The sequence below is a fragment of the Alkalibacillus filiformis genome (assembly GCF_030814115.1).
Lineage (GTDB): Bacteria > Bacillota > Bacilli > Bacillales > Alkalibacillaceae > Alkalibacillus > Alkalibacillus filiformis.
Genome location: NZ_JAUSUP010000004.1, coordinates 12,345 through 31,476, shown reverse-complemented (window position 1 = coordinate 31,476; position 19,132 = coordinate 12,345). Strand labels below are relative to the sequence as shown.

Below are 19,132 nucleotides of genomic sequence, written 5' to 3'. Positions count from 1 at the left end.
ACATTTTATAGCAATTTTTCTAGAATTCTAGGAAACTATTTTGGCTTTTCGACATTATAACCTAGCTTCTTCATATTTTCACGGTAATTACGACACTGCTCTTTGAAACACTTTGGTTCAAAGTCCTTAGGCAGTTGATCTTTAAACTTCTCATAACAAAAACAACGATCCATGTTCCATCACCCACTTTTTGTCAACTTAACTATTATCGTAACATGGAACGCAAAAGTGTATGTAGAATGATTTGATTGAAATTACTCTAAAAAAATACACCGACCAGCATACGCTGACCGGTGTTTTAAACTATTCTGCATCGACTCGGTTAAAGAAAGTGAACGAGTATAAAGCAGCAATACCAACAATGACGTATATGATTCGTGAAAGAACTGAGTCCATTCCACCAAATATAGCTCCCACTAGGTCCCAACCGAATAGTCCAAAGATAAGCCAGTTCAATCCACCTATAATCAATAAAGCTAAAGCAGTTTTGTTCATTTCCATACCACCTTTCTTGTTGACAGTCATTTGTTGAATAACCTAAAAATACCTTGTATACGGTATTGTTTAACAAAAACCTAAAAATCATACATTAAATGCTGTTTGAGACAAAAAAAAGAAACCTTATTTTATTCATAAGGTCTCTTTTTTTATAACTTATAAACACTATTTCCTCACTAACTTCGCAACTGACTCGACATGATGCGTTTGAGGAAACATATCAACAGGTTGAATTTCTTCAACTGTATAACCGTTCTTCACTAAATACTTCATATCACGTGCTTGTGTTTCTGGGTTACACGATACATAGACAACACGCTTCGGCTTAAGCTTTACAACACTTGATAAGAAGGCTTCGTCACTTCCATTACGTGGTGGGTCTAAAATGACGACATCGGCTTTATCACCGTGATTAGCCATTTGTACCATGAATTCACCAGCATCGCCTTGATAAAACCTAGCATTATTTACACCGTTACGTTTTGAATTACGAATCGCATCACGAACGGCATCTTTGTTTAACTCAACACCGATTACTTTTCCAGCTTTTTGACTAGCGATTAGGCCAATTGTGCCGATTCCACAGTAAGCATCAATAACGGTCTCTTTACCAGTCAATTCAGCCATTTCAACTGCTCTTCCGTACAACTTTTCAGTTTGAGCGGGGTTAATTTGATAAAAGGACTTCGGTGAGATCTCAAATTTCATCCCGCATAATGTGTCAGTGATCGTTCCTTTTCCGTATAAAACTTTTTCCTGATCACCGAGCACCATACTCGTATCTTTGTCGTTAATATTTAGAAGGATTGTTGAAATTTCAGGGTGTTCTTTTGTTAACGCTTTGACGAAATTGTTCTTCCCTTTAAAAATCGGCGAAGCAGCGACTAACACGACCATAATCTCTCCACTTGCTTTACCGACTTTAATGAGGACGTGTCTTAAAAAGCCTTGTCCTGAATCTTCATTATATGGAATCATTTTGAACGACTTCATCATGCCTTTAATCGTATGAACGATTTGATCTGCTTTTGGGTCATGAATGATACATCGATCCATATCGATAATACGATGTGTATTTTGCGCATAAAGACCACCGATAATTTGGCGGTTTCTCGTCAGGCCAAATGTCATGTGATTTTTATTACGATAATCCCAAGGGTGATCCATCGTCATGATTGGTTCTGGCTTCACGAAAGGCTTCATTAAGTGATCGACCGTATTTTGTTTTAACTGATCTTGTGCTGAACTGTTCATATGCTGAAGCTGACAACCACCGCAATCATAATAATACGGACATGGCGGCTTTGCCCGGTCTTTAGACGGTTTTAAAACACGTTTCAACTTTGTGTTATAGTACTTCCCTTTTTTCGTGATCGCAATTTCTGCTGTTTCACCAGGTAACAGGTAAGGTACTTTTAATTGCTTTCCTTCCCAATCGACAAGACCCTTACCATCATTGGAAAAGCCGTTACATGTCAGTTCAGCTGTCACTGCTTTTTTGCCTTGATTAGGTGAATTCCCTTGATTACCTTGTGGTTTCGCCTGATGTTTTTGAGCAGCGTGGTTCTTTTTCTTACCATGTTGCTTTTGCTCTTTATTTGATTTTTTGAATGATGCATTATTTTTACGTTTTGACATAAGCACTACCTAACTTTTCTTATCTTTGACACCTCATTATATACTACCCTAAACCGATAGTAAAATAAGAAGTTAGTTTAGGAAGCTGCTTGTTGTTTAACTGATTCGTGTTGTACAACTTTAATTGTACTATTCGCTTCTTTATAAGCTAAATAGATAAAGAATACAGATATAATTAAATACGCCATTGCATAGTCTGGAGCTGCATTGATTGCCAACTCAGGTGCGTGCATAAATCCGACAAATGATAAACCTGCTGCAATGATTGAGAAAATGCTCGCTTTAATGAATTGTCGGTCGATGACAAACACGGTAATCGCACCTAAAATAACCGCTGTAAACATCGCCCCTTGGCCAAGTGGGACAATTCCTTCAGAAATCTCGGCAACTGTTGCACCGGCATCTGCATTAAAGCGTGTCATGACGTAGTTTGCGAAATACGGAAGCATAGCGATCGTAACAGCTGGGAAGTATTTCGTTTTATTCGATTGAAATGCTGTTCCAACCATTGAAAGCCCGACAAATACTAAAATAGGCGCAATGGCAGCTAAAGGAATAATCGCAGATAAAGCGGCAATTACACCTGTAACAGCTGCAACACCGAACACGATCGCGTTTAAAATACTATAACCACGCCCAGCTCCCATTTCTTTTGAGCCTACTGAGACAATATAAACTGTCGTTGGGAACAAGCCACCAAATAGTGAACCAAGCATAGTTCCAGCTCCGTCCACAGCTTGACATTCACGGACATCATACCCATCACCAGCAGCATCCATCGCATCGACATTGTTCATCGTTTCGATCGAGTTATATAACGTAATCGGTAGAATGACAGCTAATAAGCCGACTAAAGCCGTAAACAAATAGCTCATACCGTCAATTGCAGCTAAACTTGGAATAAGTGGGTAAAATCCAACATTATTAAGTCCTTCGGCAATTTGTCCTGTTGATTGATAACCTAAAGTAAAAGCCAATACAGTTCCAATTACGATCGCAAATAATGTCGGCGGAATGTTAAATGGCATTGCGATTTTGCCAATAACACCGACAATAATGATGACAAGTGCGACAAGACCAACTACTGGAATCGAAAACGTATTAAATAACATCTCACCAGCAACAAAAGTAAGTGCTACACCAGCAAGCGCACCTAATAAGGCAGCTCGTGGAATTTGCGCGCGTATCCAATTACCTGCGACACTCGCTACCACTTGAATTAAACCACTAATAAACGCTGCTGCTACAGCAATTTGCCAAGCAAGTTGATAATTGTCCGTTAACGTATAGGCAGGGACTAACACCCCAAATAAAAACACAAACATTACAGGCGTACTAATTCCGTAAGATAAGGCTGTAACATCCGTCCGCCCTTCTTTTTGAGCTAGCCGTTTTGCCATGTAAGCATAATAAAGATTTCCGACGATGACAGCAACCGCTGCACCAGGAATCACTTGACCAAATACAATACTCGTTGGAAAACCCAACCCTAACATTGTCACCGCGATAATAACAAAGTTGGCTAGGTTGTTTTGAAACAAGGCGAAAAATGCATCTGTATCTTCTTTTTTAAACAATGGATAATTTACTGTTTGATTCATGATTAATGCTCCTCACCGTTTATTTTGTCACTAGTTCTTCTAAAAACGTCACTTCTGAACCTTTCAACGACTGAATTCGCGCTAACGACTCAACTCTATATCCCTTTTCTTCAAGCTTCTCCCGGCCTTCTTGAAAGCTCTTTTCAATGACAATGCCAACACCAGCAACAGATGCGCCTGCTTGTTTGACTACATCGACCAACCCTAGTGCCGCATTTCCTTGTGCTAAAAAGTCATCGATTATTAATACGTTGTCACCCGAAGATAAATAGTCTTTCGAAACCGTAATGTTATTCATCTCTTGCTTCGTGTACGAATAGACACCACTTGAGTAAATGTTGTCTGTCACTGTTAGCGATTTTTTCTTACGAGCGAAGACGAGTGGAACGTCTAATTCACTTGCAGCCATAAAACTTGGCGCAATACCAGAAGATTCAATCGTTAGCACCTTAGTAATCTTGCTATCTTGAAATCTACTAACAAACTCTTTTCCAATGTTTATCATTAAATTTGTATCTATTTGATGGTTTAAAAATTGATCGACTTTTAATACATCATCAGATAATACTGAACCTCTTTCTAAAATCGCTTGTTGTAATTGCTTCATTTTTGTTCCTCCTTTGTTCGTCTTAAAAAACTTCCGCAAAACAAAAAAAGCCGAATGCCCTCAACCACTTTGACTAAAGTGATTTCAGACATTCGACTTAGCTATTAAAAATTAAGTACGAAAATAACCAGGAATTTAATACGCCTAAATTAGGCATAAGATCCCCGAGTCTCGAAACCACTTGTAGTCAAGTTATTTACGGTAACTTGGTAGAGACTTGTGGACCTTATTTCCACTATTATACAAGTAGGCATATATTTAATTGTTCGGTTATTAAGAAGATTGTATTATAAAAATCTATTCATTTGAACCCCTAACATTAAAAAAACGAACAAAAGAATTTTTTGGAAGTTAGTTTATTGAACAGTTCGTTGTTGTTATTGTGATTCGCTTTCGGTGGATGCTTGCCGCGGGCACGGCTTCAGCTAACTGGGGAAAGAAAAACACTTTCCCCAGTGGATCTTCAGCTCGTGCTGTTCCCGCAGGCGTCACCACCTTCGCTCATCACAATACAACAACTTAGTGGAAAAATTGCTATTAAAGTCTTCCCCTAATGTCTTCACCCAAGCAAAGCTATCTCAATTAAGTTAGGGATTGGAATAAATGTAAGAAAGTCGAACAACTCACAGAACATATTAGAGTTTCGTTTGTAAAGCTAATTAGAAGTTCAAAAAACCGCCAACATGTTCAAACTGGTGAACATATTAGCGGTTTTTTTATATATTAGAACCAATTTAACGGTTCAGGTTTTACATTTTGTAAGATGTGTTTCGTTTCAGTATACTCTTCGATTCCTAGCTTACCTAATTCGCGGCCGATGCCTGACTGTTTATATCCACCCCATGGTGCGTGTGGGAAGTAAACGTTGAATTCGTTAATCCAAACTGTACCCATGCGCATTTTTGCCGCACAACGTTCAGCTTTGGCGATATCGTTTGTAAACACGCCACCAGCAAGGCCATAGATTGAGTCATTCGCTAGATTAACTGCTTCTTCTTCACGCGTGAATTTCTCGACAGTAATAATTGGACCGAATGCTTCATCTTGAACGATGTCCATATCCGTTGTACAATCCGTAAAAATCGTTGGAAGGTAGAAGAAACCGTCTTGTAGTTCTGGGTCTTCTGGGCGCTTACCACCAACAGCTAAAGTAGCACCTTCTTCGATTCCTCTTTCAACATACTTTTCTACTTTTTCAAGGTGTTCAGCAGAAATAAGTGGTCCCATTTGTGTATCGTCATCAAAACCACTGCCGATCTTAAACTGCTTCACACGTTCTACTAATGCATTTACTAAATCATCATGAATGCTTTCTTCAACGATTAATCTCGTACCAGCTGAACAAATTTGTCCTGCGTGGAAAAATACACCGTTTAATGCCTGGTCAACTGCTAATTCAAAATCTGCATCAGCGAAAATAACGTTCGGGTTTTTACCGCCTAATTCAAGAGCAAGATTCTTCATGTTAGAACTTGCTGCTTGCATAATTTTCTTTCCAGTAGCAATTCCACCTGTGAATGAAATAAGATCAACGTCAACACTGCTTGAAAGTTCATTACCTACAGTAGCACCTGAACCAAGCACTAAGTTAGCAACACCAGCAGGAACACCGGCTTCTTCCATTAATTCAAATGTTTTCAGTGTTGTTAGTGGTGTAATTTCACTCGGCTTCATTACTAACGTATTACCTGTTACAAGTGCTGGCGCTAACTTCCAAGAAGCTTGTAGCAATGGGTAATTCCATGGCGTAATTTGTCCACATACACCAACTGGTTCATGAACGACTTTACTAATTGAATTCGGCATTGGTGATTCGATCATTTCGCCGCCGTTTTTATCACCAATGTCTGCATAGTAATGGAAAACACCAGCAATATCGTCCATGTCCCCGCGACTCTCTTCTACTGTTTTACCAGTGTCTAATGATTCTAGACGTGCTAACTCTTCACGATCTCGTTCAATAAAGTTCGCAATTTTACGAACGATTTGACTACGTTCAATTGCAGGAAGTGTTGCCCATTCGCCGTGATCAAATGCTTCACGCGCTGCAGCAATCGCTTCTTTAGCATCTGCATCATCACCTTCAGGAACAGTTGCAACGACTTCTTGATTGTATGGATTAATAATGTCACGCGTTTGACCTGACTTAGCGTCTACCCATTGACCATTAATGTATTGTTTCAGTTTTAAATTCAAAACGATCAACTCCAATTTATTAATTTTATTGATAGCTATAAGAGGCGCTGCCAATGCCCCTTTTACTCAAGCATTTCAACAGCGCCTATTAAATTTAAGTTAACTCTCTCTTGCACCCGCATCTACTGGGTCAACTTTATGACGGTAATAATCTAAATGAAGTGGCTCTAATGGCTTTTTACCACGGATTAAGTCCGCTGCTTTTTCTGCAAGCATTAAGACAGGTGCGTGGATATTACCATTTGTAATGTGTGGCATAGCTGATGCGTCAACGACACGCACGTTATCTAAACCATGAACTTTCATAGATTCAGGATCTACTACAGCCATTGGGTCTGATTTAGGTCCCATTTTCGCTGTACAAGATGGGTGAAGTGCTGTTTCAGCATCTTTCTTAACCCAGTCTAAAATTTCTTCGTCTGTTTGTACATCAGGCCCTGGAGAAATTTCACCTGAGTTATACTTCGCCATTGCTGGTTGTGACATAATTTTACGAGTGACACGTAATGCTTCTATCCATTCTTGGCGATCGCGTTCTGTTGATAAATAGTTGTACACCATGCTTGGGTACTCTTTAGGATCATTTGATTTAATTTTAAGTGAACCGCGAACATCTGAATACATCGGACCAACGTGTACTTGGAAACCGTGTTTCGTTTCGGCTTTTTGCCCATCATAACGAACCGCAAGCGGTAAGAAGTGGAACATTAAGTTTGGATAATCGACTTCATCGTTAGAACGGACGAAACCTCCACCTTCAAAATGGTTCGTAGCAGCTGCACCTTTGCGCGCTAATAACCACTGCAAGCCAATCCATGGCATCTTTAATTTACTTAAGTTTGGTTGTTCTGAAACTGGTTCTGGACAAGCATATTGAATATACGCTTCTAAATGGTCTTGTAAGTTTTCACCGACACCAGGTAAATCAACGACCGGTTCAACACCTACTGATTTTAAATGTTTCGCATCGCCAATTCCTGAAAGTTGAAGTAGTTGCGGTGTATTAATCGCACCACCTGCTAAGACAACTTCACCAGCTTCAACTTGGTGTTTTCTACCATTACGTTGATACGTTAATCCTTTTGCACGACGACCATCAAAATCGATGTTTGATACAAAAGCACGTGTTTTAATTGTTAAGTTTTTACGATTTTTAATCGGGTGTAAGTAGGCACGTGCTGCTGACATACGACGACCATTTTCTAAGTGCTTATCGAATGGACCGAACCCTTCTTGACGATAACCGTTAACATCAGGTGTGCGAGAATAACCCGCTTCAACAGCTGAGTTGAAAAACGCTTGGAATAGTGGGTTTTTCGCTGGTCCGCGCTCTAAAGTGAACGGACCATCCGTACCACGGTATGGATCACCTTTATCCGCTGCTGCGGTATTTTCTAAACGTTTGAAATATGGAAGACAATGCGCATAATCCCAAGATTCCATACCAGGCTCTGAACCCCAACGCTCATAGTCCATTGGGTTACCACGTTGATAAATCATACCATTAATAGAGCTTGAACCACCAAGCACTTTACCACGAGCATGCTTAATACGGCGTCCATCCATATAAGGTTCTGGATCAGACTCATACATCCAATCATATAATTTCTTACCAGCTGGGAATGGTAGAGCTGCTGGCATTTGAATTAATAAATCCCATGCAAAGTCTTTACGTCCCGCTTCTAGTACGAGAACACTTTTACTGCTATCTTCACTTAGACGGTTGGCTACAACTGAACCAGCACTTCCGCCTCCTACAACTACGTAATCATATCTTTCTGCCATATGAAAAACCTCCTTGAATATCTTTAACTTAAAGCAAGGATGAAAAGTAATATATAAATGGGGGTATAAATAACACTAAATAAATGAATCATCCATTGCGTTAACTTTATTAAATTTTTTCTTAACGAATTTAACAACTTAAATATAACACACGACTAAAAAGCTGTAAACTGTGAAGTAGCTAGATTGTTAAATTTCTTATTGTTACGTCTCTGTTAGAGTCCGTTGTTGTTATTGTGGTTCGCTCTCGGTGGACGCTTTCACCCTCAGGGCACAAGTGCAACATCTGCTCAAACTTCCCTAAGGTCGTTTGTCGCAGTGTTTTCTTTGCATGGGCACGGCTTAATTTCCCGCGAAGACCAGGATGGTCAAGTGTCGGCGTTGGTCACAGGACGTGACCGCTTTTAGCCGACCAGGAGTCGCCACCTTCGCTCACCACAATACAACAACTCAGAGCTCAAACCTCTATGTCAAATATTCACTAAGATTTACAAACGTTAATAATATAATTAACTACTAAACGACATAAATAAATAGTGCAAAATGTTATAATAGACTTAATTGAACTTGCTTATAACGAACCTAAAAGGGGGGTCAACTTGATTAACCAAGCAGTCCATACACTCAACCGCTACTATGGATTCTCTTCTTTTCGTCCCGGACAAGAAGAGGCCATTCAATCGATCTTAAACGAAAACAACACGTTAGCGATCATGCCAACAGGTGGAGGAAAATCGTTATGTTACCAGATTCCTAGCCTTGTTCTAGATGGAACAGCGATCATTATTTCCCCGCTTATTTCACTAATGAACGATCAAGTTGAGGCATTGAACGCAACCGACATTTCAGCAACCTATATTAACAGTTCACTCGATGGATCTGAACAACAACATCGACTGAATGAAATGATAAACGGCAATTATAAAATGGTTTATGTCTCACCAGAGCGTTTTGAAACACCTCACTTTTTAAATATGCTAGAGAAGGTTGACCTTTCCTTAATCGCGTTTGATGAGGCGCACTGTATTTCTCAATGGGGACATGACTTCCGACCGAGTTACCGTTCTGTTGTTCCGTACATAAAACAACTTTCACAACAGCCACCGACCATTGCTTTAACAGCGACAGCTACGCAACAAGTCATTCATGATATTAAAAAACTGTTAAACATTGATTCAGAGCATACTGTTGTAACAGGATTTGCCCGTGAGAACTTGAAATTTAAAGTCATTAAAGGCGTTAACCCAAATGATTATTTGAACGATTTTATTAGTACACATTTAAATGATTCAGGCATTATATACACCGCAACACGGAAAACGACTGATCAAATCTATGAAACTTTAAAGGAAAAGGGCATTGAAGCAGCACGATATCATGCCGGTATGTCGAAAGAACAACGCCATGAAGCACAAGCAGCCTTCATATCAGATGATGTCCAAGTCATGGTCGCAACGAATGCATTCGGTATGGGTATTGATAAATCAAACGTCCGGTACGTCATTCACTATGCCCTTCCGAAAAACATTGAATCATACTACCAAGAAGCAGGTCGTGCTGGACGTGATGGTGTGGAAAGTGAATGTCATTTACTCTTTTCACCAAGAGACATTCAGTTACAAAAATTCCTCATAGAACAGTCAGACCTTGAAGAAGAACAGAAAAAAGATGAGTACCAAAAGTTGCAAGACATGATTGCTTATTGTCATACGACCCACTGTTTGCAAGGTTATATTTTGGACTATTTCGGGGATCGTCAAGACTTTGATCATTGTGGCAAATGTTCAAACTGTCTTGATGATGGTCATAAAGAAGATATGACGAAAGAAGCTCAAATGATTTTATCGTGTGTGAAACGAATGAACGAAAAATTTGGGATTACACTAACGGCAAAAGTTCTTAAAGGGTCAAAAAGCCAAAAAGTTACCGACTTTAGGCTCAATCAACTTTCGACATATGGTTTATTAAGCCACTATACTGAAAAAGAGATCACAAATTTAATTAATTACTTAGTCGCTGATCAATATTTGCAAATAACCGATGCACAGTTCCCTGTATTAAAACTTACAGCCAATGCCATTCCTGTTCTTAAAAATGAGGAAAAAGTGTGGATGAAAGTTCCAGAGCAAAAGAAAGCTGTTCAAGCGGGCTACTCTGAAGAACTCTTCCAAACGTTAAGAGAATTAAGGAAAGAAATCGCTGATGAGCAAAACTTACCGCCATACATGGTTTTTTCTGATGCAACGTTAAAAGAATTGGCACGCCATGTACCCGCTACCCAACCTGAAATGCTACAAGTAAAAGGAATTGGCGAAAAGAAATACGAACAATATGGAGAGCCATTTTTAACTAAACTAAAATCATTTCGAGAAGAGAACGAAGATGCAATCATGACCAATCGAACGGTTGAGCCCGCTCAGCCGAAGATCAAAAAAGAAAAGAAAGACAATGATAAACCGAGTTATTTAGATTCTTATGAGCTATTTACAGAAGGCAAAGACGTTGATGAGATTGTTGAGGAACGATCACTTGCGAAAAGCACGATTACCAGTCACTTATTCAAAGCGTACGAAGAAGGACATGCACTAGATTTAGAGCGTTTCTTTACAAGTGAGGCGGAACAACAGATTTTAACAGTGATTGATGAATTGAATTTAGAAGAGTTTCGCTATAAACCCATTAAAGATGCACTACCCGATGACATCACCTATACGATGATTAAAGCTGTATGTTTGAAGCATGAGCTTATATAAAGATAAAACGCCTGAAAGTGACAGAGGACTAACCTGTCGCTTTCAGGTATTTTTTACTTGCTCAACAAAAACCAAATTCAATGTTTTTTCCCTTTTAGTATTTGTCTCCTTGTCGTATTAACTAGAATATCATGATCGAGACTTCCAAAACCTATAGTCTTCGAAAGTTAGCCGTTTGAATCCCTTTTGACAGTTCAATTTTAAAGAATATTGTAGTTATTATTCTTCCACATTATCCTGTTTTCCTTTTTTTCTCAACCATAAAAAAACATTAGTAATTAGTTTAGAGAAAATGAAAAATGCTAAATAGAACAAAAATAAATGAAAGTAATTGATGCCGTTATACATATGGAAAAAGTGAAAGTTCACCATAATTGGTTTGAGTATAAAAGCCAATAACGCTGATAGTAAAACAGAATATAAATAGATACTCTTGTTTTGGTTTAGAGTCCATTGGTATAACAACATAAAACTAACAGGAACCAAGGAGGCATCTAAGGCAAACCCCGGGATAAAGGGAAATACTTGATACGGATATTCCCATAACGCTAAATCAGTTCCTATAAAATTTACATAAGTAAACCAAATATGATAATTAAGTCCAAAAAAACCTAATAGGAGTGCTTTATTTTTATCAATAAAAATAAATAAGATAATAAGAGGTAATATTAAAAACAGCATAATAATCCAAAATTGCCATGTTCCCAAACTCGAAAATGACTCCCAATATTCTAATTGGTATTGACTTAGATTTTCTTGCTTCGACCTAATGCTATTTAAGAAATCATACTGTGTTTTTTTCAAAGCATATTCCGCCCCTAAGCAATATTATTTTCTAAGATTATAGTACCCATATTTCCTTTCATTACTCTAGGTCTTTTAGGTCCAATCATAAAATAACTGATCGCGCAAGAAACCCGTAACTCTAGCCCCCAATAGTTTAAGAAAAGAACCTCCTAAAAATGTGGCTTCCTTTCTCTTGGCACAACTATAGATATTGTTTAAATGTGACTGTAATCAATGTCTTCTACACTTATATATCATGACTAATGCAAAAGTTGATAAATTCTTCCATCAACGTCTGGTAACTCCTTATGTTCTCTTGGGTTGTCTTCTTGAATCGTCTGTCACCCCAAGAGTCTTGAAAAGCCAATTTTAACAATATAAAAAAGACTACCTCCTTGTAATTAGGAAGTAGTCTATTCTTTAGAAAAAATCATTTACACGACTAGTTCACAAAATGGGTGAGAAATAGCATTAACTATTTCTCAAGATGAAAGCTTAAAGCCCTACATCATGCCCGGCATAAGTTCAATAGCTGTAACATCTTCAATTATAATTTATAGTTATTACGTCTTTGCGTTAGCAAAATGTTAGAATTTTGTTAGCGCATATTTCAGTTTTGATGACTCGACCTATTACTGTTTTCTTCGTGTAACAACATTCCCCCACCCTCAGCTATTATACTTCGCCTCGGTCTAATGGAATTGTATTTCATCCTATATGCCCATTAAAATAGAGGTTCAAAAGTAAATAGATTCCACACAGAGTTAAACCTATAACGCCCATCCATAAATTATTTTCTCTTTCTGAATCATAATTTACTAACCCTATACAATTAATAACAATTCCTAGTATCCGGTATAATTCCTATTTCAAAGAAGAATATAGATAAAAACCCTAAGATAAGACCTGTAGTTAAATAACCATTATATTTTCGGTAATTTTGAGTACTACCTACATCTACTTCATTTTTTTCATTAGGGTTGTTTCTCAACACCTTAGATGTAGTAATGCCCAAGCCGTTACCCACATCTACCTTTATAATTCGGTTTTTATCATCAATTACACTATAAATCCCACCATCATACATTTCCTCTACCTTTAACAAATTACTGTTATGTTTAAAGTTCAAATGACTGTCAATTTCATCTACATCCTTTCTTGGTATAGATGAAATTGACAATGTATTACCATAATTTGAGTGTTGATTGTTAGTTACAGACGCGCAGTTCCCTGTATTAAAACTTACAGCCAATGCCATTCCTGTTCTAAAAAATGAGGAAAAAGTGTGGATGAAAGTTCCAGAACAAAAGAAAGTTGTTCAAGAGGATTACTCTGAGGAACTTTTCCAGGTGTTAAGAGAATTAAGGAAAGAGATTGCTGACTGAAAGTAACAGAGGACTAAACTTTCGCTTTCAGGCGTTTTATTACTCATGTTACCGTTTCCCTTAATTATTGCTTGCAATCCTCTTAACATCTTCTATATCTGGAGTAATCATTAAAAAATCTTCACTGTCATACATGATATACATCGGGGTATCAAGCGTATCAAAATAAGTGACGTGGTCTACATGATTTCGGTCATTAAATTTCACCACTCTAATGTTTGTATAATCTAAAAGCTCTCTATTTCCTTCTCTTAACTCGTGCATGTCTTCATCATTAACTGCACTTTCTGCATCTTCCACAAACACCACGACTGAATACACATTTTCGTTATGAGGTCTGTAATGTTCAATATAGCCTTCCAAAAAATCCTGTTGAGGTTCGCTCGCACACCCTAATACAGTTAATGGAATGGCGATTATAATTAAAATAATTTTAAAATACATAATACCACGTCCTATTACTAATTCTAACTATTCCATTGATTCTATAATACTAATTAACTCATCATCACTTAAATCTTCCTCTACTAATACTGATAGCATATAAGTCAGATCATCTTCATACCATAACACAGCTGTCGATTTTCCATTGTTAATTATTTTCAGATACAATTTTCTTAATTTCTCTAATATCGCTCGAAAATAAAATTGTATCATTAACTCCACCAACAACTATAAATGTAGGAGTTTTCAAACCTTTTGGAGAGCCATCAAATTTACTAATGTACTCTTCGCTTAGTATACCAATACTATTTATCTTATTTGATTCTAGCTTGTTTTCAACTTTATTTAGGTATTCTTCTTCACTAATTATTGTGTTTGAAAATTTATTTTCAATATATTCTTCAAAATCTTCAATATAAATAAACACATTATATTGAGTTGAAACTACCGGTCTATTTCTCTCTAAAAAATAATTAAAGAAATCTGTTTCTTCTTTTGATTCAGGGGCACAACCAGAACCAATCAATAATAATAAAATAAGTAAAATGAATTTAAAGATTGAAAAACACCCCAATCCAGTTTAATTTTATCTATTAACAGTCGGCATAATTATTTTTAGTTATAAAATGCACCCCTTTGGAATGGCGAATATAATGAAAATAACTTTAAAATACATAATACCACGTCCTTTATTAGTTCTAACCTATTCCATTCCTCTTAAATCTATTAAAATATGATGCTCCAACCACACTATAACAAAACAAATTATAGATTTTTTGAGTACCATTAAAATCATCGAAGCTTACTCAATAAATTCCAACGTTATCGTTTCTTCTACCTTAGTGTTTTGATCTCCTTCTCGCCATTTAAAATCAACGATCATATCATGACCTTGATCGTTTAACGTCCAAAAACTATAATTTCTGAAGTTAGTTTCTACTGATTCCATACTTGATAGTCGATCTTCCTCTTTACCAATCCTCACTCTTTCTCCTAACGCGTATGTATGAATAACGACCGATCGAATCTCATCTTCTTCTCCTTCATATGTGTAGACTGCATCAGCTTCCTCGTAAACATCTCCTGACCCAGGAGAAAAGACGCCCGTAATTTCAACTGACCAGTTTTCTGATTCACCTTTAAACGTAAACTCATGTTCTTCTGGTTCATGGTTACATGCTGATAATGCTAATGTGGTAATGAGTAATAAAATTAAAAGGTTAACTTTCATGTTTAGCCCACCCTTTCTATAAAACCATATTCTACATACCAGTATTTTTTCCTTTTTTGAACTTCAATCTGTAGGTGTTAAAATAGACATACTATTAATTTGGAAAACTACTGTCGGGTAATGAGAGGGATGAAAACATGTGGAAATTTTTATATGGCATATTAATTATATCGGTATTTTCTCTTGCTATATTTGAATTCATTACAGAATCCAAACTTGTCCCAAGTGGAATTGTATCCCTAACATTAGCGGTCTTAGTGGCGGGTTATGGTGTCGGTTTCATTAAGGAAAACCATCGTTTCTATGGTTATTCATTTATCTTTTTAGCTCTATTATTCTTGACAACAGGACTTATCCAAATTTAGCTACTAATGGCGCTTTCAATTTTCTTATTAAGGATTTGAAATAGTTTCAATCATATCTGCCACTCGTTGTGGTGGATTAGACTCTTCTTGATTTCCATTCCAAGAGACTTCTACTTGTTGGCCGATGCTGAGTTCATCAAATTTTTCATCATTCACAGAGTAATAAGCTCCATCTTCATCTTGAGCCAAACTTATGAGTTCCCCTTCAGATTTATCTTGAATTTCCTCTTCTTCAACATTTGATACTAACAAAAATTGAAGTGTGCCATCATGCCGTTCTCTTTTATCTGCTATTGTACCCTCGTGCACTTTTTGAACGTTTTCTTCAACATTTTGATTCGACTGTCCGCAGGCGGTTAGGAGAACAATTATAACCATTAATACAACCATTTTTTTCATCTGAAATCACTCCTCAAAAAGATGCTATTACAATTTATTAAGTAGAAAGGTTGAAGCGTCTTTTATCATAGTGCTAGACCTTATTAAAGATAAGAGCATCCAAATAAGCAATGAGTAAATTACTTATTATCTATATATCTAATTAAGCCGATAACTATGACTACAGGTATTATTTAGGTTAATTGTCCGTACTCAATGGTAATGGTAGTCAATTTGTCTGTAGCAACGAGGAACAATACCAAAGCTCCTAATATTAAAATAACAACTATACTTTTATTCATCTTAGATAGGGTTACTAAAAATGCAGACGTTAAAAATAAAACAGAGATGATTGAAAAAACCATAAAATCTTTTGTAAACCCGAAAATAAAGATACCTAAAATGTTTAAAATAGAAAGGTATATTATAAAGCTTCTCATCTAATAACCCTCCTTTAACTGCATGTTAATTTTTATTCTCTTAAATATTCGTTTACCTATTAATTTTCACACAAATCCTCACCATACCACTTCCTAAGCTGATTAATATGAGCCTGATGATAACGGTTATGGTCAGCAATATGCCAAAGACCCCAACGAATAGTTGCTTGATTCTCATTATTACGACCAAAGGTGACAACTCTATCTAAATCAGGGTCGGTTAATTGTTCACATGTATCTTTCACCATAGTTAATACACTTTCATATTCACACATAAGTGATTCCAAGGACATATCCTTCACTTTTGGAAGCCTATTATTCACATCTAACATGGGACCATATTGCTTTTCTAGAGAAGTTGGAAGTGGCTGCTCTTTTATTCTAAAAATCCAATTAAAATCAACATACATAATATGATTTATTAACTGAGCTGTACTATTAAAATTGCTATCAGGCCCTTTGTATTCTAATTCGTCTTGCGACATGCCATCAGTAATAAGTTGCAGGCGCTGGTGATTTTCTCTCACCGCGGAATATAATATTCCTACAGTTGATGACATACTTGCATCACCTTTTAAATCATAAAGCATACTAGAATCTCCTAATTGATCAATCATTTACTAATAACATATATTAGCCAGGTAATTGCAAAATACCCTTATAAAAACTGATGCATTCTACATATTTTTCAACAAATAATATAAGACCAAATTCTCTGAATTTCATATAATCACTCTGTTATCATTCAAAAATTTTATATATTAATAGGTTCAATGATATATGCTTGATTATTTCCGCCAAGAATTTTTCCATCAATTGTCATTTCACATGTTATTTCATACTCTTCTTCGTCTGCAAGCGTATTTGTTGGAAACACTAAAAGTGATAATTCTATAAAAAATACCAATGTTCTTATTATATTTTTCAAGTTCGCCTCTCCATATAAGCCTCATTATTTAAATACACAATACCATAAAAACCAATAAAAATGAATATTTTGTTAATTTTTGACGACGAATATCTGAGCGTACATGAGTGATTATTTTAAATAGTCAAGGTCACTGTGTTCATCAGTCAAAAACAGAGGTAACTTAGCACATCTAGCAAACTATTATAATATATTCAAATAGAAAAATTGTAATTAGCATGCGATCAAGCTGGTGTTGGATTAGAATTAATTATGCACCGACTTGGTCATGACGATGAAAAAACAACCAAAAATGTTTATTTGCATGTTACTGGCGACATGAAAAAAGAGGCACCCATTAAGTTCTGTAAACTAATGGATGACCTCAAATAGAATTTGTTACTCATATGTTACTTTTATAGTTATATCTAAGCGATGAATGTTGATACATCGAGGGTTATAACTTCAAATTACATCATGCCCGGCATACCGCCGCCCATTGCTCCCATGTCAGGTGCTCCACCTTCGTTTTCGTCTGGGTGATCTGCAACTACCGCTTCAGTTGTTAGGAACATTGCTGCAACGGATGCTGCGTTTTGTAGTGCTGAACGAGTAACTTTTGTTGGGTCAACGATGCCGTGATCTACCATGTTTACCCACTCGCCAGTTGCTGCGTTGAATCCAGTGCCTACTTCTTCACCTTTTAGACGTTCAACGATGATTGAACCTTCAAGGCCTGCGTTGTGTGCGATCTGGCGTACTGGTTCTTCCATTGCGCGAAGTACGATGCTTGCACCAGTTGCTTCGTCGCCTTCTAATTGTAGTTCAGCTACTTTGCTGTAGATGTTCACTAGTGCTGTACCACCACCAGCAACAATACCTTCTTCAACAGCTGCGCGTGTTGAGTTTAATGCGTCCTCGATGCGTAGCTTTTTCTCTTTCATTTCTGTTTCTGTAGCTGCACCAACTTTGATGACTGCTACACCACCAGCTAATTTCGCTAGGCGCTCTTGTAATTTTTCTTTATCGAAGTCAGAAGTTGATTCTTCTAACTGTGCACGTAGTTGGTTCACACGACCTGATAGCTTTTCTGGGTCGCCTGCTCCTTCTACTACTGTTGTGTTTTCTTTCGTTACAACAACTTTAGATGCACGACCTAATTGGTCAATTGTAGCGCTCTTAAGGTCTAAGCCTAAGTCTTCAGTGATCACTTCTGCACCAGTTAATGTCGCAATATCTTCTAGCATTGCTTTACGACGATCACCGAAACCAGGAGCCTTAACTGCTACTGCATTGAACGTTCCGCGAAGCTTATTCACAACTAATGTTGCAAGTGCTTCACCTTCAACATCATCAGCAATAATTAGTACAGGCTTGCTTTGTTGTACAACTTGTTCTAAAACAGGAAGAACTTCTTGAATGTTAGAAATCTTCTTATCTGTAATTAGGATGTAAGGGTCTTCTAATTCTGCTTCCATCTTGTCTTGGTCAGTGACCATGTATGGAGAAGCGTAACCACGGTCAAATTGCATACCTTCAACAACTTCTAACTCAGTGTTGAAGCCTTTAGATTCTTCGATTGTAATAACACCGTCGTTACCAACGCGCTCCATTGCTTCAGCGATTAAAGAACCAACTTCTTCATCAGCTGAAGAGATTGAAGCAACTTGAGAGATTGATTCTCTTCCTTCGATTGGGTTTGAGATTGTACGTAGTTCTTCAGTTGCTACTTCTGTCGCTTTTTCAATACCGCGACGGATTCCTACTGGGTTTGCACCTGAAGTGACGTTCTTAAGACCTTCACGAATCATTGCTTGTGCTAGCACTGTTGCTGTTGTCGTACCGTCACCAGCAATTTCGTTCGTCTTAGAAGCAACTTCTGATACTAATTGTGCACCCATATTTTCAAAATGATCTTCTAGTTCGATTTCTTTTGCGATTGTTACACCATCGTTTGTAATAAGTGGTGAACCGAACTTCTTATCTAGAACAACGTTACGTCCTTTAGGTCCAAGTGTTACTTTTACTGCGTCTGCTAGAGCATCAACACCTCTTAGCATAGAACGGCGTGCGTCTTCACTAAATTTGATCTCTTTAGCCATGATCAATACCCTCCTC

The 19,132-nt window shown here is 37.3% G+C and carries 20 protein-coding genes and 1 riboswitch; of the genes, 3 read left to right on the top strand and 17 right to left on the bottom strand.

Annotated elements, in window-relative coordinates:
- Positions 1-35 precede the first annotated feature (35 nt).
- From J2R98_RS08220 to betA, 7 genes are all read right to left on the bottom strand, one after another.
- Positions 36-173: a hypothetical protein gene (locus tag J2R98_RS08220; protein ID WP_307067898.1), complete on the bottom strand. Its 138-nt coding sequence runs from the start codon at positions 171-173 to the stop codon at positions 36-38.
- 130 nt (positions 174-303) lie between these two features.
- Positions 304-495, bottom strand: coding sequence for a DUF378 domain-containing protein (locus J2R98_RS08215; RefSeq protein ID WP_307067896.1), 192 nt, complete (start codon positions 493-495; stop codon positions 304-306).
- Positions 496-663: 168 nt separating this feature from the next.
- Positions 664-2,136 carry a 23S rRNA (uracil(1939)-C(5))-methyltransferase RlmD gene (rlmD, locus tag J2R98_RS08210; protein ID WP_307067894.1) on the bottom strand — a complete coding sequence of 491 codons (1,473 nt, stop codon included), beginning with the start codon at positions 2,134-2,136 and terminating at the stop codon, positions 664-666.
- Between the two features lie 77 nt (positions 2,137-2,213).
- Positions 2,214-3,737, bottom strand: a complete 1,524-nt coding sequence (locus J2R98_RS08205) for a SulP family inorganic anion transporter (protein WP_307067892.1) — start codon at positions 3,735-3,737, stop codon at positions 2,214-2,216.
- 19 nt (positions 3,738-3,756) lie between these two features.
- The gene (locus J2R98_RS08200) at positions 3,757-4,344 is read right to left on the bottom strand and encodes a xanthine phosphoribosyltransferase (RefSeq protein WP_307067890.1); all 588 of its coding nucleotides are present in this window, start codon (positions 4,342-4,344) and stop codon (positions 3,757-3,759) included.
- A gap of 164 nt (positions 4,345-4,508) precedes the next feature.
- Positions 4,509-4,610: riboswitch (purine riboswitch) on the bottom strand.
- Positions 4,611-5,067: 457 nt separating this feature from the next.
- Positions 5,068-6,540: a betaine-aldehyde dehydrogenase gene (gene betB, locus J2R98_RS08195; protein ID WP_307067889.1), complete on the bottom strand. Its 1,473-nt coding sequence runs from the start codon at positions 6,538-6,540 to the stop codon at positions 5,068-5,070.
- 99 nt (positions 6,541-6,639) lie between these two features.
- Positions 6,640-8,325: a choline dehydrogenase gene (gene betA / locus J2R98_RS08190; protein ID WP_307067888.1), complete on the bottom strand. Its 1,686-nt coding sequence runs from the start codon at positions 8,323-8,325 to the stop codon at positions 6,640-6,642.
- A 599-nt stretch (positions 8,326-8,924) separates the two neighbouring features.
- Between betA and recQ the strand changes: the two genes are divergently transcribed.
- Positions 8,925-11,078 (top strand): DNA helicase RecQ, encoded by a 2,154-nt coding sequence (recQ, locus tag J2R98_RS08185; protein WP_307067887.1) that lies wholly within the window; start codon positions 8,925-8,927, stop codon positions 11,076-11,078.
- Between the two features lie 219 nt (positions 11,079-11,297).
- Here recQ and J2R98_RS08180 read toward each other — a convergent pair whose 3' ends face one another.
- A complete protein-coding gene (locus tag J2R98_RS08180) occupies positions 11,298-11,882 on the bottom strand; it encodes a CBO0543 family protein (RefSeq protein ID WP_307067885.1) in 585 nt (194 codons plus the stop codon).
- Positions 11,883-12,696: 814 nt separating this feature from the next.
- Entirely contained in the window at positions 12,697-12,951 is a 255-nt protein-coding gene (locus J2R98_RS08175) for a hypothetical protein (protein ID WP_307067884.1), read from the bottom strand.
- Positions 12,952-13,069: 118 nt separating this feature from the next.
- Here J2R98_RS08175 and J2R98_RS08170 point away from each other — a divergent pair, with 118 nt between their 5' ends.
- On the top strand, positions 13,070-13,249 hold the full coding sequence (locus tag J2R98_RS08170; RefSeq protein WP_307067882.1) for a hypothetical protein: 180 nt from the start codon (positions 13,070-13,072) through the stop codon (positions 13,247-13,249).
- Between the two features lie 60 nt (positions 13,250-13,309).
- On the opposite strand, the gene J2R98_RS08165 is transcribed toward J2R98_RS08170, so the two are convergent.
- The 3 genes from J2R98_RS08165 to J2R98_RS08155 form a co-directional block, all read right to left on the bottom strand.
- The gene (locus J2R98_RS08165) at positions 13,310-13,693 is read right to left on the bottom strand and encodes a hypothetical protein (protein ID WP_307067880.1); all 384 of its coding nucleotides are present in this window, start codon (positions 13,691-13,693) and stop codon (positions 13,310-13,312) included.
- A gap of 148 nt (positions 13,694-13,841) precedes the next feature.
- Entirely contained in the window at positions 13,842-14,219 is a 378-nt protein-coding gene (locus J2R98_RS08160) for a hypothetical protein (RefSeq protein ID WP_307067879.1), read from the bottom strand.
- A 276-nt stretch (positions 14,220-14,495) separates the two neighbouring features.
- Entirely contained in the window at positions 14,496-14,924 is a 429-nt protein-coding gene (locus J2R98_RS08155) for a hypothetical protein (RefSeq protein ID WP_307067878.1), read from the bottom strand.
- 137 nt (positions 14,925-15,061) lie between these two features.
- Between J2R98_RS08155 and J2R98_RS08150 the strand changes: the two genes are divergently transcribed.
- The gene (locus J2R98_RS08150) at positions 15,062-15,289 is read left to right on the top strand and encodes a hypothetical protein (RefSeq protein WP_307067876.1); all 228 of its coding nucleotides are present in this window, start codon (positions 15,062-15,064) and stop codon (positions 15,287-15,289) included.
- Between the two features lie 27 nt (positions 15,290-15,316).
- Here J2R98_RS08150 and J2R98_RS08145 read toward each other — a convergent pair whose 3' ends face one another.
- The 5 genes from J2R98_RS08145 to groL all read right to left on the bottom strand — a co-directional run bounded on the left by J2R98_RS08145 (position 15,317) and on the right by groL (position 19,116).
- Positions 15,317-15,688 carry a DUF3221 domain-containing protein gene (locus tag J2R98_RS08145; RefSeq protein WP_307067874.1) on the bottom strand — a complete coding sequence of 124 codons (372 nt, stop codon included), beginning with the start codon at positions 15,686-15,688 and terminating at the stop codon, positions 15,317-15,319.
- 173 nt (positions 15,689-15,861) lie between these two features.
- Positions 15,862-16,107, bottom strand: coding sequence for a hypothetical protein (locus tag J2R98_RS08140; RefSeq protein WP_307067872.1), 246 nt, complete (start codon positions 16,105-16,107; stop codon positions 15,862-15,864).
- 59 nt (positions 16,108-16,166) lie between these two features.
- Positions 16,167-16,697, bottom strand: a complete 531-nt coding sequence (locus J2R98_RS08135) for a DinB family protein (RefSeq protein WP_307067869.1) — start codon at positions 16,695-16,697, stop codon at positions 16,167-16,169.
- Between the two features lie 164 nt (positions 16,698-16,861).
- Complete coding sequence (locus J2R98_RS08130; RefSeq protein ID WP_307067867.1) at positions 16,862-17,035, bottom strand: hypothetical protein; 174 nt, start codon at positions 17,033-17,035, stop codon at positions 16,862-16,864.
- A gap of 449 nt (positions 17,036-17,484) precedes the next feature.
- Positions 17,485-19,116: a chaperonin GroEL gene (groL, locus tag J2R98_RS08125; protein ID WP_307067865.1), complete on the bottom strand. Its 1,632-nt coding sequence runs from the start codon at positions 19,114-19,116 to the stop codon at positions 17,485-17,487.
- Positions 19,117-19,132 lie beyond the last annotated feature (16 nt).

What these genes read in the sequence shown, in the direction of transcription:
- J2R98_RS08220 (WP_307067898.1), bottom strand. Translation starts at nt 173, where the DNA reads ATGGATCGTTGTTTTTGTTATGAGAAGTTTAAAGATCAACTGCCTAAG.
- J2R98_RS08215 (WP_307067896.1), bottom strand. Translation starts at nt 495, where the DNA reads ATGAACAAAACTGCTTTAGCTTTATTGATTATAGGTGGATTGAACTGG.
- rlmD (WP_307067894.1), bottom strand. Translation starts at nt 2,136, where the DNA reads ATGTCAAAACGTAAAAATAATGCATCATTCAAAAAATCAAATAAAGAG.
- J2R98_RS08205 (WP_307067892.1), bottom strand. Translation starts at nt 3,737, where the DNA reads ATGAATCAAACAGTAAATTATCCATTGTTTAAAAAAGAAGATACAGAT.
- J2R98_RS08200 (WP_307067890.1), bottom strand. Translation starts at nt 4,344, where the DNA reads ATGAAGCAATTACAACAAGCGATTTTAGAAAGAGGTTCAGTATTATCT.
- betA (WP_307067888.1), bottom strand. Translation starts at nt 8,325, where the DNA reads ATGGCAGAAAGATATGATTACGTAGTTGTAGGAGGCGGAAGTGCTGGT.
- J2R98_RS08175 (WP_307067884.1), bottom strand. Translation starts at nt 12,951, where the DNA reads ATGTATGATGGTGGGATTTATAGTGTAATTGATGATAAAAACCGAATT.
- J2R98_RS08165 (WP_307067880.1), bottom strand. Translation starts at nt 13,693, where the DNA reads ATGTATTTTAAAATTATTTTAATTATAATCGCCATTCCATTAACTGTA.
- J2R98_RS08155 (WP_307067878.1), bottom strand. Translation starts at nt 14,924, where the DNA reads ATGAAAGTTAACCTTTTAATTTTATTACTCATTACCACATTAGCATTA.
- J2R98_RS08150 (WP_307067876.1), top strand. Translation starts at nt 15,062, where the DNA reads ATGTGGAAATTTTTATATGGCATATTAATTATATCGGTATTTTCTCTT.
- J2R98_RS08145 (WP_307067874.1), bottom strand. Translation starts at nt 15,688, where the DNA reads ATGAAAAAAATGGTTGTATTAATGGTTATAATTGTTCTCCTAACCGCC.
- J2R98_RS08140 (WP_307067872.1), bottom strand. Translation starts at nt 16,107, where the DNA reads ATGAGAAGCTTTATAATATACCTTTCTATTTTAAACATTTTAGGTATC.
- J2R98_RS08135 (WP_307067869.1), bottom strand. Translation starts at nt 16,697, where the DNA reads ATGCTTTATGATTTAAAAGGTGATGCAAGTATGTCATCAACTGTAGGA.
- groL (WP_307067865.1), bottom strand. Translation starts at nt 19,116, where the DNA reads ATGGCTAAAGAGATCAAATTTAGTGAAGACGCACGCCGTTCTATGCTA.